The sequence below is a fragment of the Fructobacillus sp. ESL1096 genome (genome assembly GCF_058511985.1).
In genome coordinates, this window is sequence record NZ_CP196400.1 from 855,306 (window position 1) to 868,625 (window position 13,320).

Sequence of the window (13,320 nt, forward strand, 5' to 3'; positions counted from 1 at the left end):
AGTGGCTAGTCTTTAAAAATCGGACCCGCCACCACCAAAGTCACCACCACCGCCGGAATCAGAGCCACCACCGAAGTCTGAACCATCGAAGTCTGAACCACCAAAGTCAGAACCATCAAAATTAGATTCGCCACCAAAGCCATCATAATGGTCATCGTAATAATGCCGCCTTGGACCCGAGAAAAGGTTTGATAGTAGCAATCCACCTAAGAACCAATCCAGACCAGAATGATGGCCGCGTTGGGGCCTATTTGAGGCCTGATTAAAGCGGTTGATATTATTACTATTATCAGTACCATAATAAGATCCTTTGCTGCCATTAAGACGCCGCATCTTGGACCAAACTAAGAAAATAATAAGGAGAAGGATGGTAATTAGACCAAGGGCAATCACTGAACTGGTTGTTGAAGCACTTTGTTTGCCACTTGTTTGGGTGGTTGGGAGTGTCTTTTCAACTTGTAAAAAGAGGTTGCGGATTCCCCGATCAATAGCGTTTGGATCTGAAGACTTTAACTCTTGTTGGTTGGCTTGCAGGAGCTGATAAATTTTGCCATCAGGTAGAACGGATTCAACACCTGTTCCGGTCACCACCCGCACGTTATTTTGACCGTTATTCTTAGCAAAGACAATAATGACACCATTGTCTTGCCCTTTTTTACCAGCGTGCCAGACTGAGCGCATAGTTAAACTGTTAGTGAAGTCGCGAATTGATTGGCCATCGGTATTGTTGATAGTTAAAACCGCTACTTGCGGCTGTTCTTTGGTTTTTTTAAAGGTTTGCTCCTGCTTTAAGATAGCCTGCTTGGTTTGGTCTGAAAGCGCATTGGCATGATCAGTCACCACAAAGTTCGAGCTGGGCTCAATTGTGTTTGGGTCTTCTGCTTGAGCCGTTTGAAAGTGGCAACTCAGGAAGAAGAGGGCGAATGCGCTAATGGTGGCTAGCCCGATTTTATTTTTTAGCAAAGCCATCATAAGACCTCCAATTAATGAAACAAAATAGTTGACAAGCGATTAGCGGCTAAAGCCGCCACTGATGTTTTTGGCGCTTTTTGGTGTTAGCTTAGACCCGTCATTTGGATTTTGTAAAACCAGTTCGCGAATCAGGTTAATGACTTCAGGGTTTTCCGGTAGCTTTGAATGGCCAGCGTTATCGCCTGAAACCGTTGTTTGAGTATACTTAGCAACCTGTTTTTGGAAAATATACTTACCAGAAAGCACCGATTGAACAGGAACTGTACCGTCGTCTGTGTAATCTTCTGAACCGGCAACCGAGTAGACGACCAAATCGCTCGGGAGGCTGCTTGCACCAGCAATCATATCTGAAAGCATGGTTGTTTGTCGTGTTGTGGATGTTTCAGAGAAGTTGAAAGGTGTTCCTAAAGTCATCAGCGTCCGAATGTGCAAGTTTGCTGCACTATAGTAATTTTCCAAGTAATCCGTCCAAATCAGCCCACCGTTGGAGTGACCAACAGCTGAAAAATTCCGGAAATGATAGCGGGATTGTAGGTCGGTCATCACCTTAGAGAGCGCCTCAGAATCAGCTTGAATGGTTGGATAATTATCCTGGTTGCGTTCGAAGCCAACAACGATAAATGGTCGACGGTTGGAACCATCAACGTGACCGGAATAAGTTAAACTACCATTATAATTGACCTGAACCTTCAAGACAGAGTGAGTTCCTTTATCACGGTCTTCTGAGTTAATGGTAGCAAAGAGATCATCGAACCGTCTGACAGTGGCACTAGATCCGGGAACAAAGATAACGGGTTCCATCCGCGATTTTTGAATTGCTCGGTCATTTTGGTGCTCAGAAAGCATCCAGACACGACCAAAGAGCGCAATGATAACGGTCAATAGGACTGTTAAGAAGAGCATGAATTTTGTACTTTTAGCCATGCTTAACCTCCTTTTTAACCATGTCCTTGACGAATGGCCAGTAAATCAAAATTGAACCAAGCAAAACAAAGATCGCTAGGACTAATGATCGCCAAGGGGTTTGGCTGGTCATAAAGCCAAGCAGTAAGTGGGGTGTCCCACTGGGAGCGCTAAAGACGGTTGGCCGAACAAAATCGAGCTTAATGGCGACACTAGCTGACAGTGACCCAAAGAGGGAACTCAAAATCATCGGTACCAATGTCAGTGGCCGCAAGAAAAGCGGAATTCCGTAAGCTAAAATGCGATTGTTGTCAAATAGAGCTGGGAGTAGTGACCAGAGGCCAAGTCGCCGGTTCTGTTTACTTTTAGCAAATATAAGAATTAGTGCTAATCCTAGGGTTGCCCCAACACCACCAATCATAGCTGAAGCGGTTAAAACAGAGTAGGGATTTTGTGGTTGTGGCAATGTGGCCATCACTGATTGGTAAACGGCGTTCAGGTTTGTGTTCACCTGGGCTAAATCTGTGGCGCCGGTGGACAGGTCTAAGGGAATGCTAATACCCAAAACGAACAAGATGGGTGCCAAAGCAGCAACCAATGCCAATGAATAATAATGGGCAAAAAAGTCAGATGAAAAGAAGGTAGTATACGTTCCTTGGGTGACAATGTTTGGTATAAATGATGTGCCCACTACGACGAGGATTGAGACAATGGCTGCCCAACTTAGATAGGTAAAGCCCATGTCCTGCAACCGGTCTTTCGTGATTTTGGTTAACCCCAAGTAAGTGAGGTTGATCAGATAGGCGATGAGTAAACACAGGCCGAGATGAATGGTTAGCTGTCCCTGGCTGAAACCAGACGAGAAAGTTTGGACTAAGACTAGGCCAAAGTTAACGGTCACCGGCAGGATGGGGTCGCGTTTTTCGGAAAGTTTTTCCGTCAAATACTTTTTTGTCCAAAGCGCAACTGTAAAGGCCACCACGAGGTAGTCCAAAACGTTACTGATTCCTTGGGAAATCAGTGGATTGTTAAAAAAGTGAATTTTATAATGGAAAATTGTGGCGAACAGGGCGCCAGGGTCTAAGAATAATCGAGTAATCAAACGCCAATAAACATCAATAATCACCAAAGGAATTACTAGTTTAAATGAAGAAAAAAGATTTTTGATAGGTGAAAGACCTACCCAAGCCCGATCCCATCTTTGAACCCTTGCTAGGATCTTTGCAAACATGTAACAGTGCCTCCAAACTAACCCCAAAATTTGGGGTGGTATTACAAGAAAAAGTATTGTGCTATAATAGTAAAAGTGTTTTACTAGGTACCACTGGTAATATGCCAATAATTATAACACTAACCGAACAATTTTGGGGGCGTCACGCGATGTTCAAGCGTTTTCTGAGCAAGCCCTGGGTGACATTTGTTGTCAAAACCCTGGCTTATTTTTTAATCATTTTAGCCTTGATTTATCTATATGGCTATTCCGGCGTTACCGGGGGCCACTTCATTTATAACGAATTCTAAAATAAAGAGGAAGCGACAAATGATTGATAACATTTACAAAAATATCGATGCCTATGCAGTGGAAAATCCTGATGCGATTGCCTACGACGGGTTGGGCCATACCTATACTTATGGCGATTTGAAGTCCTACTCTGACTCATTGGCGGCCTACTTAGATGAGCAAAACTTGCCTGAGAAGTCACCAATTATGGTTTTTGGTGGACATCAGTTCGAAATGGTAGCTGCCTTCTTAGCTGCTGTAAAATCAGGCCACGCCTATGCACCGGTTGACAAGGATTCTGCCAAGGACCGGATTGAAAATATCTTGGAAATTGGTCAACCTTCAGCAGTGATTGCTTTGGATGAATTGCCATTGCCAATCGAATCTGTCCCTGTTTTCCAGGGTGAAAAATTGCAAGCGGCTTTCACTGCTAAGAAGTCATATGAGTTAACTCACCCAGTTTTGGGCGATGATAATTACTACATTATCTTTACTTCAGGTACGACTGGTAAGCCAAAGGGTGTTCAGATTTCACATAAGAACGCCTTATCTTATTTGAACTGGCTCTTCTCTGATGAATTTGATTTACACCATGGAGACAATGTCTTGACTCAGACACCGTTCTCATTTGACGTTTCTGTTATGTCATGGGGAGGCTCACTGTTGATGGGTGGCGTTATGAAGTCATTGTCAAAGGAAATTGCCGATGACTTTAAGCAACTCTTTACTGTTTTGCCAGAAATGGACTTGGATTTGTGGGTTTCAACACCTTCATTTGCCAACGTTGCCTTGTTGAGTCCTGATTTTAAGCAAGAAAATTACCCCCGCTTGAAGAAATTCTTGTTCTGTGGTGAAGTTTTGACAGCAACAACTTCCAAGAAATTGCGCGAACGTTTCCCGGATGCCCGAATTTTTAATACTTATGGTCCAACGGAAGCAACCGTTGCCGTATCAGCAATTGAAATCACGGACGAAGTTTTGGCCAAGTATGACAAGTTGCCAATCGGGTACATGCAACCTGAAATGAAGGCAACCATCATGGATCAGGATGGAACGGTCTTGCCCGTTAATGAATCGGGTGAAATCGTTTTGTCTGGTACAGCTGTTTCAAAGGGTTACTTGAATAACCCCGAAAAGACCAAGGCCGCTTTCTTAACGGTCGACGGTCAACCGGGTTATAAGACTGGTGACTTGGGTTACATGGACAAAGACGGCCTCTTGCATTACAAGGGTCGTGTGGACTTCCAAATCAAGTTGCATGGCTTCCGAATCGAATTGGAAGAAGTTGCCCAGCACTTTTTGAAGTCTCAGTGGGTTGAACAGGCGGCTGCCGTTCCTCGCTACGACGCAGATGGTGAAGTTAAGCAGTTGTTGGCCATTGTTGTCCCAAAGAAGAACGATTTTGAAAAGCCAATGGATTTGACTAACGCTATTAAGGCAGACCTAAAGGACATCATCATGCCATACATGATGCCATCGCGGTTTATCTACCGCGATGCCATGCCTTTGACACCAAATGGTAAGGTAAACTTGAAGGGCTTGATTGCTGAGGTGAATGGCAATGCCTAATCTACAACCCTATGCCGATCCGACCTACTTCTTTTACCTCTTAGTGGCTTTGGTGCCACTGGCAATTGGACTTTACTTTGGTAAACGCATTGTCTGGTATGAGATTTTGGTCTCTTTGGCTTTTATCTTTTTAATTTTCGATACTGGTCACTATGTCAACCAGGGAATTGCGATACTGGTATATAGTATCTGGCAGTTCTGTCTTGTATCTTTTTATTCGGCTTATCGCAAGACGAAGAATGCTAACTGGGTTTTCTACCTAATGGTGGCATTGTCAATCTTGCCGATTACATTAGTGCGCTTCGGCGCCATTGGTGTTTTCAAGCCTGAATTCACTCTGCTTGGTTTCTTAGGAATTTCTTATTTGACTTTCCGCTCAACAGGGATGATTATTGAGACGCGGGATGGTGCCATTAAAGAGTTTAAGCCAATTATGTTTTTGCGTTTTATGCTCTTTATGCCAACCCTGTCATCAGGTCCAATTGATCGCTACACGCGCTTTGCCGGCGATGCTGGATCAGTACCTGAAAGAACGGACTATATTGACATGTTGGGCTATGCAGTTAAGTCTTATTTCTTAGGCTTCGTCTACAAGTTCATCTTGTCTTATTACTTTGGTCAAATTGTTTATCCATTCTTTCAAGGTTTGGCAATGGGCGATAATCATCATGGCTTTTCCTGGTGGTTAATTGGTGTGGCCTATTCTTATGGTATGTATTTGTTCTTTGACTTTGCGGGTTATTCTCGCTTTGCCATCGCTACATCATATGTCATGGGGATTAAATCACCAATAAACTTTAACCAACCTTACCGGTCTCATAACATCAAGGACTTTTGGAATCGTTGGCATATGTCGTTGTCATTTTGGTTCCGAGACTTCGTCTTCATGCGCTTCTCCTTCATGGTGATGCGTAAGAAGTGGATTAAAAACCGGACTACTGTTTCAAACGTTGGCTATTTGGTCAACATGATGGTCATGGGCCTTTGGCACGGATTGACATGGTATTATATCGTTTATGCTTTGTTGCATGGAACAGGAATGATTGTCAACGATGCCTGGTTGCGCTTTAAAAAGAAGCACCGTGATCAAATCCCACATAACAAATTCACGGAAGTGTTTGCCATCTTCTTGACCTTCAACTTCGTGATGTTAACATTCTTGGTATTCTGTGGATTCTTAGATAAGTTCTGGTTCCACCACTAATAGAGGAGAAATATAATGGACGTAAAAGCAGGCGTATTAGAAGTTTTGAACAATATCATTGGTGAAGACTTGTCTTCACAAATGGACGAAAACTTATTTGATTCAGGGTTGTTGGATTCAATGGCTACTGTTGAATTGTTGTTGGACTTGGAAAACAAGTTTGGTATTCAAGCACCTGTTTCAGAATTTAATCGCGAAGACTGGGACACAGCAAACAAGATTATTGCTAAAGTAGAATCATTGTTGGGATAAAACCTCATGACTAACAAGAAAAAATTGTGGCAGATCTTTGGCCCGGTGCTTGCAGCACTGGCACTTATCGGCCTGGTCTTTTTTCTGCCATTCCCGCTGAATCATTATAGTCAGCAGTACTTGAGGGAAGCTTCTGTGTCTTTCTCAAGCCAAATCGTTAAAGGGGAAGCGGTTAAAGACGCTGCCTTTAGTGACAAAAAAGTAAATTATATTCCTTTCTTTGGTTCATCAGAATTATCTCGCTTCGATTCTTTACATCCATCTGTTTTGGCTGAAAAGTATAACCGCTCTTACCGACCATTTATGCTTGGTAAGGCGGGATCTGAATCAATGGTTCAGTTTTTGAATATGCAAGAGATGCCAAAGGCGTTGGACCACAAGAAGGCAGTTTTTGTGATTTCGCCACAGTGGTTTACCAAGACGGGCTCAACGGATGCGTTTTCAATTTTCTATTCACCACTACAAGTGGTGGATTGGTTGCTGAACATGGATCAGCCGAGCCAAACCGACCAGTTTATGGCCCAGGCTTTGTTGAAGCAGTCTTTGGTGCGTGATAAGCCGATGTTTAATCGGATGCTGCATAACGTGGAAGATGGTCAGGGACCAAGTTCAGCCGATAAATCAGCTTTGCGCTTCCAGCACAAGATTTTGTCACGACAGGATGCCTTGTTCTCAAACTTTGAAACAAGCCGTAACTACAAGAATGAAGTGATGAAGTATGCTAAGGACTTGCCGAGCCAGTATCAAGAGCAGGCCTTGAACCAAATTGGTTTCGAACAGGGTGAAAAGAACACTGGTTCGAACCGCTTTAGGATTAAGAACTCGTTCTATCGTACTCGTGTTTGGGCTGACCAGAAGATGCTTAAGGATGCTCAGGTTCACTATGACTATCGTCAATCAGTTGAATATGCATACTTGCAAGCTGTTTTGGAAAACTTTGCCAAGAACCATACGGATGTCGAATTTGTCATTACACCAGTTAACCAACGTTGGGTTGCTTACACAGGTTTGTCTGATAAGATGTACTACCAGGCGGTTGATAAGATTAAGTATCAGTTGCAAAGCCAAGGCTTTAACAACATTGCTGATCTGTCACACCGTGGTGGGGAAGACTTCTTCATGCAGGATACGATTCACATTGGTTGGCGTGGTTGGCTGGCATTGGACCAGTACTTGAATCCATTCTTGTCTGGTAAGTACCAGGATAATGATTACAAGATCAACAACAACTTCTTGTCAAAGGAATGGCAGAACTTTAAGCCACAAGATCAAGAGCTACAAACCTTTTCATAAAAAGTTAGAGGATTGACACATTCTGTGTTGATTCTCTTTTTTTTTGATAAAATGAAGGTATGATTATCGGAATCGGAAACGACATGGAGTCCATTAGCCGAATTGAAGGCGTATTGTCTAGACGACCAAACTTCTTGTCGACAATCTTAACGCCGGCCGAACAGGAGGCAGTTCAAAAACGGACGGGCAAGCACTACTTAGAGTTTGTTGCGGGCCGCTTTTCAGCCAAGGAAGCTTATGCTAAGGCATTAGGGACTGGAATTGGTCGCGATGTGTCTTGGCAGGATATTTCAATCCTGAATGCCAAATCAGGTCGACCAGTTATGAAGGTTGTGGGACAAAAAAATCGGATTGAGGTCGCCATTACCCATAGTGGTGATTATGTCAATACGGTTGTTACGATTGAAAGAGCTAGCTGGTTACAACGCTTCGCGGCTCGTTTTATTGGTAGAAAAGAGAATTAGACATGAATGATGATCCATTTTCTAGGCGAGGAGCGGCACTCTTCGTTTCAGCAGCAGCGCTGGTTCATAATGCTAAAACAATTATGACCCATGCAAAAGCCAAGCGCTTAATTGCTGTTATTAAGGCAAATGCCTATGGCCACGGTGCCAAATGGGCAGCAACAGTTTTGGCGGGGCAAGCAGACGTTCATGACTTTGCTGTAGCAACGGTTGATGAAGGGCTAGATGTCCGCCAGGTTTTGCCGGAAAAAAGGGACCAAATTGTCCTACTTGGCGTCCAAAACGTAAATTTGGCAACGGTGATGGCTGAAAACTATCTGGCGCCAGCAGTTGGCAACCTGGATTGGTTATTAGCTGCAAGAGATCTCTTACAAGCTAGTGATAGTCCACTACCACCTTTACGAGTCCACCTGGCTATCGATACCGGTATGGGGCGAATGGGTGCTAAGACGAAGGCAGAGTTGTCATCGATGTATCAGTTTGTTATGGGGGAGGACGCCTTTGAATTGGCTGGGGTTTTCACGCACTTTGCAACGGCAGATGATCAAAATCAGGCTTACTATGACCAGCAGAAAGCTGATTTTTTAGCCCAGGTCACAGCCCTAGATATCGATCCCAAGTACTGGCACGTTGCTAACACAGGTTCAGCACTCTTCCATTTTGATGAAATTCCAACCGAAACGATTCGCGTTGGTTCGGCCCTGTATGGCTATAATCCGGCCTATCCATCCAAAAAAACCAACCTACCATTGCAACCAGTGGCGACTTTTAAAGCTAGAATTTGGGGTGTCCATCAGCTTTTGGCTGGTGAGGCGGTTTCCTATGGTGCAACCTATGTAGCACACGAGGATCAATGGGTTGGCACAGTGCCGCTTGGTTATGCCGATGGCTATCATCGAACTTTTGCGGGTATGACCGTTTTGATCAACGGCCGAAAAGAACGAGTCCTTGGCCGGGTCACGATGGATCAAATGATTGTTTCATTGAGCAAGCCTGTTCCAATTAATACGGATGTCATTTTATTTGGCCAAGATGGCCAAGAAAAAATCAGTATCGAAGAACTGGCCGAATATGGTCAAAGTATCCCACATGAAGTACTAACTGGAATTGGGTCACGAATTCCACGTATCATCGAAGATAAATAAGCGTGACCAAGCATATAGGCAGTGACAAAATAGGGCAAAGCGCCCATACATAAGAGGATAGACATGACAGCAGATTATGAAAACGTTCGCCGTGGCGATGTTTTTTATGCCGATTTAAAGCAGGGAATCGGCTCCGAACAGTCCGGCTTGCGCCCAGTTTTAGTGGTGCAAAATGATATGGGCAATATGAACGCCCCAACGACCATTGTAGTGGCGATTACTTCCAAGATAGCCAAGCCCAAGTTGCCGACACATATTTCATTGCCGGCGGCGATTAGCGGTATTAAACGGGATTCCATTATTTTGGCCGAGCAAATCAGAACCATCGATAAGCATCGTTTGCGCGACCGCATTGCACATATTGACCAGCAAGATGGTTTAATGAAGGCAGTGGCAAAGGCATTGAAAATTAGTATTGGCTTGGCCTAAAATTTAGGTTGCGGCCCTTCAGCGGGTGAGCCATTGTTAACGGTGATGATTGCTGGGCTAGATTAATTAGGGCTAGTCTGTTGATCTAGGAAACCCTCATTGCCAAGCATGGTAAGGCTTTTTTAATATGACCTTAATCTGTTGTTGTTAAAGTAACATTACTGATAAGACATTTTAACGGGCACACTGCCCCAAAGGAGAAGGACTGATGGCCAAAGCAATTAAAATCCTGTTAATTGAAGATGATAAAAATCTGGCCGATAATATTGTCGGCTTTTTGGAAGACTTTGCCGATGTCACGGCGGTGACGGATGGCCAAGATGGTGAATATGAGGGGAAAGAAGTCCCTTACGATCTGATTATATCTGATTTGATGTTACCAGGTGAAAATGGTCTGGAGATTATCAAGAATCTTCGGGATGACAAAGTGGATACGCCTGTTCTAATTTTAACGGCGAAAGCATCCCTGGACGATAAAATTGAAGGTTTCAACGTAGGTGCCGATGACTATTTGACTAAGCCCTTCCACCGCGAAGAATTATTGGTTCGAGTAAAGGCACTTCTACGCCGAACGGGTGTCTATTCCGAAGATAACATGATTACAGTCGGAGAACTAACGATTAACTTAGAAAATCGTGGCGTTCAGGTTCACGGTCAAAGTGTCAAATTAGTCGGCAAGGAATTTGATATTTTGACCTATTTGGGTCAAAACAAGAATATCATCGTGACCCGGGACCAAATTTTTGATCGCGTTTGGGGCATCGATTCTGATACCACGATTAACGTGGTCAATATTTACTTGAATAACCTGCGCCGAAAACTTGAGGCAGTTGGCCAGGGCGGACTAATTAAGACGCTCCGAAACATTGGTTTTATTCTCGAGGTGCCGGATGCCAAGACTGATTAATCGCAAACAGCAAATTGATAATTTTTCAACGTTGGCCCTGGGTCTGATGGTCATTTTTGGCTTTTTGGCCGGGGTCATTTTTTGGGTTTATACCTTCACGATTTATGATAGCTCTGACAAGGTTATTAACCAATATGTGGAGTACTATCAACGCAATAACTGGTTGGATGAAGGAGCCTCAGCGAAGCAAAAGATGCTGACAGCTGATTCTATGCGTCATATGCCAGAAGATTTTCGTGGAAACTTTCTGTACTATGATGAAAAGGGGAAGGAAATTGAAAATCAGACAAATAATAATGGTTCCAAAAATGTCTTAACAAGACGTTTTGGTCTGAAGTTTGATACTAGTGATTTAAATTTGGCCCCCAGAACAGTTCACGTTAATAAGACTTATTTGAGAATTCAGGCTGTTAAATTTAAACCGAATATGGTCTTAGTGCCAGATGGCCAGGGACTGAAATCGGCGACCTATGGCTATGTCTTTGTTGATGTCACGGATACTGTTTTGAATTTGAAAAAATTCCAGGACGTGATGGTTTGGTCATTTGTTTCGGCCTTTATCTTTGCGTTGTTCTTTGCCTTCTTTATTGCCCGGCAAAGTATGAAGCCAATCTTAAAGGCTTGGGATCAGCAACAAGACTTCGTTAATAATGCTGCCCATGAATTGCGGACACCGATGTCAGTCATTCAAGGAAAGCTAGAAACGATGCTAACCAAGCCGGATAACACGATTCGTCAGCAGTCCGAAGCCATTATTCTTTCGCTATCGGAAGTCAGGCGGTTGAATTCCTTGACCAATAACATGTTAACCTTGGCTAAAACTGGGTCAAACATGACCAAAATTGAAAAGGAAAAAACCGATGTCGGTCAGTTCTTGCAGCAAATTTTGTCGCCTTATATTGAAATGGGGGAAATCTCGGACAAAAAGGTGGTTATCCACAATGCTGTTCGTCAGGAAGTCGATATTGATCAAAAACGGATTCACCAATTATTGGTACTGCTAATGGATAACGCACTAAAGTATTCGGATGAAGGAGCAACCGTGACGGTCTCGGCTGCGATTGAGAAAAAACGTTTAACACTTTCGGTTGCCGACACTGGCCGCGGCATTTCAGCTGACGCGAAAAAGCATATCTTTGACCGTTTTTACCGTGAGGATAAAACTGGTAATCGTGAAACTGGTGGCACTGGTTTAGGCCTATCCATTGCAGAATGGATAGTCGCTGCCCATAATGGTAAGATAACTGTGAGCGACAATCAACCAAAGGGAACAATTTTTAAGGTGACTCTCTCACTTTAAGTGTGGTCTAAAGATAAGAAAATTTTGAAAGGAAAGCTGCCGGATGATTCGTAAAAGAGTACATGCTTTTACCACTATGATAGTGGCTGCCTTTGTAATCGGTGGATTGCTGGTGTTGTTTAGTTCCTCACCAGGATCTTGGTATCAAAGTCAGTTGGCACAAGCCACCCATACGAATGCCGCTGGGACGGCAACAGTGGCAAAGACTGCCTATAAGAGCAAAGATCAGGCAACTAGTGCCTACAATAAGGTTAAAGATGCCGTTGTTACGGTGCAGAATTTACAAAAATCAGCTTCGCTAGGCGATGGAGTATCAGCCTTTGATGATCAAACAAAGGATAAGCAGCAGACCGATTATGAGACGGCTGCCCAGGGATCAGGTGTTGTTGTGAAGATTGGAAAAGATACTGCCGATATCGTGACGAATAACCATGTGATTGAAGGTTCAGCGGCCATCCAGGTCGTGGATGCCAACGGTCAAAAGGCCGAAGCAACTGTTATTAAAAGAGATACGTCCAAGGATTTAGCCTTGATTCGCGTGAAATCGACCGCCTTTAAGCAAGTTGCCAAGCTAGCGGATAGCTCATCTTTGAAGTCTGGTCAACAGGTGCTGGCGCTTGGTTCGCCATTGGGAGCGGCCTATGCCTCCACGATGACCAAGGGCATTATTTCCTCACCAAACCGGACGCTAGCAATTTCACAGACTAATAATCAAAACGTTCAAGTTATCCAAACGGATGCAGCCATTAACCCTGGTAATTCAGGTGGGGCCTTGATTAATTTGGCTGGGGAGGTCGTTGGCATTAGTTCAGCTAAGATTTCGGCTGGCGCTGCTGATACCAATATTGAAGGAATGGGCTTTGCTATTCCGTCTAATACGGTGGCCGCTTTTATTAAATAAAAACTGCCTCATACAGTTTGCATGGGACAGTAGTGAAAAGTAATTAAAAAGAAAAACCAAGCCAAGCGGCTTGGTTTTTTGTTAGAATGAAGTTGACTTATTGAAGGGTTCCTTCATACCAGTCAGTTACTTGCTTTGGTGTTAGGCGTTCTCCATGACCGATTTGGTCAACTTTCTTGCCATCAATAAAGAGGACAAAAGAAGGAATGCCACGCAAACCATAACTTGTTGCTAGGTCTAAATTGTCATCGCGATCGGCGTCAATCCAACCAGCTGTTTTAGAAACTTCATCCTTAATTCCTTGAACGAAAGGTTTGATGACCTTGCAGTCCCCACACCAGTCGGCCGATAAGAACATGAGCTGCCGACCGGGTTGATCGATAAAAGTTTGAATTTCTTCGTTTGTGTGTTTTTCAGGTTGGTACATGGGATTGACCTCCGTTACTTTTTATCCATTATACCATGAAAATCAGAATTTAT

At 43.7% G+C, this 13,320-nt stretch carries 15 protein-coding genes; 11 read left to right on the forward strand and 4 right to left on the reverse strand.

All coding sequences use genetic code 11. The features are described from left to right. Positions 1 to 12: 12 nt before the first annotated feature. Genes ACSYSR_RS04115 through ACSYSR_RS04125 form a run of 3 tightly spaced genes read right to left on the reverse strand, consistent with a single transcriptional unit; the run spans position 13 to position 3,106 of the window. Entirely contained in the window at positions 13 to 972 is a 960-nt protein-coding gene (locus ACSYSR_RS04115) for a TPM domain-containing protein (protein ID WP_489816054.1), read from the reverse strand. A 39-nt stretch (positions 973 to 1,011) separates the two neighbouring features. Continuing rightward, on the reverse strand, positions 1,012 to 1,896 hold the full coding sequence (locus ACSYSR_RS04120) for an alpha/beta hydrolase (RefSeq protein ID WP_252773469.1): 885 nt from the start codon (positions 1,894 to 1,896) through the stop codon (positions 1,012 to 1,014). Further along, positions 1,889 to 3,106 carry a PTS transporter subunit EIIC gene (locus tag ACSYSR_RS04125; protein WP_489816053.1) on the reverse strand — a complete coding sequence of 406 codons (1,218 nt, stop codon included), beginning with the start codon at positions 3,104 to 3,106 and terminating at the stop codon, positions 1,889 to 1,891. The genes ACSYSR_RS04120 and ACSYSR_RS04125 overlap by 8 nt, the downstream gene beginning before the upstream one ends. A gap of 149 nt (positions 3,107 to 3,255) precedes the next feature. Between ACSYSR_RS04125 and ACSYSR_RS04130 the strand changes: the two genes are divergently transcribed. The 11 genes from ACSYSR_RS04130 to ACSYSR_RS04180 all read left to right on the forward strand — a co-directional run bounded on the left by ACSYSR_RS04130 (position 3,256) and on the right by ACSYSR_RS04180 (position 12,840). Next, complete coding sequence (locus ACSYSR_RS04130) at positions 3,256 to 3,396, forward strand: teichoic acid D-Ala incorporation-associated protein DltX (RefSeq protein WP_252773471.1); 141 nt, start codon at positions 3,256 to 3,258, stop codon at positions 3,394 to 3,396. A gap of 19 nt (positions 3,397 to 3,415) precedes the next feature. After that, entirely contained in the window at positions 3,416 to 4,945 is a 1,530-nt protein-coding gene (gene dltA / locus ACSYSR_RS04135; RefSeq protein ID WP_489816052.1) for a D-alanine--poly(phosphoribitol) ligase subunit DltA, read from the forward strand. After that, entirely contained in the window at positions 4,938 to 6,149 is a 1,212-nt protein-coding gene (gene dltB, locus ACSYSR_RS04140) for a D-alanyl-lipoteichoic acid biosynthesis protein DltB (protein ID WP_252773473.1), read from the forward strand. The genes dltA and dltB overlap by 8 nt, the downstream gene beginning before the upstream one ends. 15 nt (positions 6,150 to 6,164) lie before the next feature. Continuing rightward, entirely contained in the window at positions 6,165 to 6,401 is a 237-nt protein-coding gene (gene dltC, locus ACSYSR_RS04145) for a D-alanine--poly(phosphoribitol) ligase subunit DltC (protein WP_047974650.1), read from the forward strand. 6 nt (positions 6,402 to 6,407) lie between these two features. Next, positions 6,408 to 7,694: a D-alanyl-lipoteichoic acid biosynthesis protein DltD gene (gene dltD / locus ACSYSR_RS04150; protein WP_489816051.1), complete on the forward strand. Its 1,287-nt coding sequence runs from the start codon at positions 6,408 to 6,410 to the stop codon at positions 7,692 to 7,694. 59 nt (positions 7,695 to 7,753) lie between these two features. Then, a complete protein-coding gene (gene acpS / locus ACSYSR_RS04155) occupies positions 7,754 to 8,158 on the forward strand; it encodes a holo-ACP synthase (protein ID WP_252773475.1) in 405 nt (134 codons plus the stop codon). Between the two features lie 2 nt (positions 8,159 to 8,160). Continuing rightward, entirely contained in the window at positions 8,161 to 9,303 is a 1,143-nt protein-coding gene (gene alr / locus ACSYSR_RS04160) for an alanine racemase (RefSeq protein WP_489816050.1), read from the forward strand. Between the two features lie 63 nt (positions 9,304 to 9,366). Further along, positions 9,367 to 9,732: a type II toxin-antitoxin system PemK/MazF family toxin gene (locus ACSYSR_RS04165; RefSeq protein WP_252773477.1), complete on the forward strand. Its 366-nt coding sequence runs from the start codon at positions 9,367 to 9,369 to the stop codon at positions 9,730 to 9,732. A 208-nt stretch (positions 9,733 to 9,940) separates the two neighbouring features. Then, positions 9,941 to 10,639, forward strand: coding sequence for a response regulator transcription factor (locus ACSYSR_RS04170; RefSeq protein ID WP_252773478.1), 699 nt, complete (start codon positions 9,941 to 9,943; stop codon positions 10,637 to 10,639). Continuing rightward, a complete protein-coding gene (locus ACSYSR_RS04175; protein ID WP_489816049.1) occupies positions 10,623 to 11,939 on the forward strand; it encodes a sensor histidine kinase in 1,317 nt (438 codons plus the stop codon). The genes ACSYSR_RS04170 and ACSYSR_RS04175 overlap by 17 nt, the downstream gene beginning before the upstream one ends. Positions 11,940 to 11,982: 43 nt before the next feature. Then, entirely contained in the window at positions 11,983 to 12,840 is an 858-nt protein-coding gene (locus ACSYSR_RS04180; protein WP_489816048.1) for a S1C family serine protease, read from the forward strand. A gap of 97 nt (positions 12,841 to 12,937) precedes the next feature. Here the strand turns inward: ACSYSR_RS04180 and ACSYSR_RS04185 are convergent, their stop codons facing one another. Beyond that, on the reverse strand, positions 12,938 to 13,267 hold the full coding sequence (locus tag ACSYSR_RS04185) for a thioredoxin family protein (protein WP_252773481.1): 330 nt from the start codon (positions 13,265 to 13,267) through the stop codon (positions 12,938 to 12,940). Positions 13,268 to 13,320: the final 53 nt, after the last annotated feature.

What these genes read in the sequence shown, in the direction of transcription:
- ACSYSR_RS04120 (WP_252773469.1), bottom strand. Translation starts at nt 1,896, where the DNA reads ATGGCTAAAAGTACAAAATTCATGCTCTTCTTAACAGTCCTATTGACC.
- ACSYSR_RS04185 (WP_252773481.1), bottom strand. Translation starts at nt 13,267, where the DNA reads ATGTACCAACCTGAAAAACACACAAACGAAGAAATTCAAACTTTTATC.
- ACSYSR_RS04165 (WP_252773477.1), top strand. Translation starts at nt 9,367, where the DNA reads ATGACAGCAGATTATGAAAACGTTCGCCGTGGCGATGTTTTTTATGCC.
- dltA (WP_489816052.1), top strand. Translation starts at nt 3,416, where the DNA reads ATGATTGATAACATTTACAAAAATATCGATGCCTATGCAGTGGAAAAT.
- ACSYSR_RS04170 (WP_252773478.1), top strand. Translation starts at nt 9,941, where the DNA reads ATGGCCAAAGCAATTAAAATCCTGTTAATTGAAGATGATAAAAATCTG.
- acpS (WP_252773475.1), top strand. Translation starts at nt 7,754, where the DNA reads ATGATTATCGGAATCGGAAACGACATGGAGTCCATTAGCCGAATTGAA.
- dltB (WP_252773473.1), top strand. Translation starts at nt 4,938, where the DNA reads ATGCCTAATCTACAACCCTATGCCGATCCGACCTACTTCTTTTACCTC.
- ACSYSR_RS04125 (WP_489816053.1), bottom strand. Translation starts at nt 3,106, where the DNA reads ATGTTTGCAAAGATCCTAGCAAGGGTTCAAAGATGGGATCGGGCTTGG.
- dltC (WP_047974650.1), top strand. Translation starts at nt 6,165, where the DNA reads ATGGACGTAAAAGCAGGCGTATTAGAAGTTTTGAACAATATCATTGGT.
- ACSYSR_RS04130 (WP_252773471.1), top strand. Translation starts at nt 3,256, where the DNA reads ATGTTCAAGCGTTTTCTGAGCAAGCCCTGGGTGACATTTGTTGTCAAA.
- ACSYSR_RS04115 (WP_489816054.1), bottom strand. Translation starts at nt 972, where the DNA reads ATGATGGCTTTGCTAAAAAATAAAATCGGGCTAGCCACCATTAGCGCA.
- dltD (WP_489816051.1), top strand. Translation starts at nt 6,408, where the DNA reads ATGACTAACAAGAAAAAATTGTGGCAGATCTTTGGCCCGGTGCTTGCA.
- ACSYSR_RS04180 (WP_489816048.1), top strand. Translation starts at nt 11,983, where the DNA reads ATGATTCGTAAAAGAGTACATGCTTTTACCACTATGATAGTGGCTGCC.
- alr (WP_489816050.1), top strand. Translation starts at nt 8,161, where the DNA reads ATGAATGATGATCCATTTTCTAGGCGAGGAGCGGCACTCTTCGTTTCA.
- ACSYSR_RS04175 (WP_489816049.1), top strand. Translation starts at nt 10,623, where the DNA reads ATGCCAAGACTGATTAATCGCAAACAGCAAATTGATAATTTTTCAACG.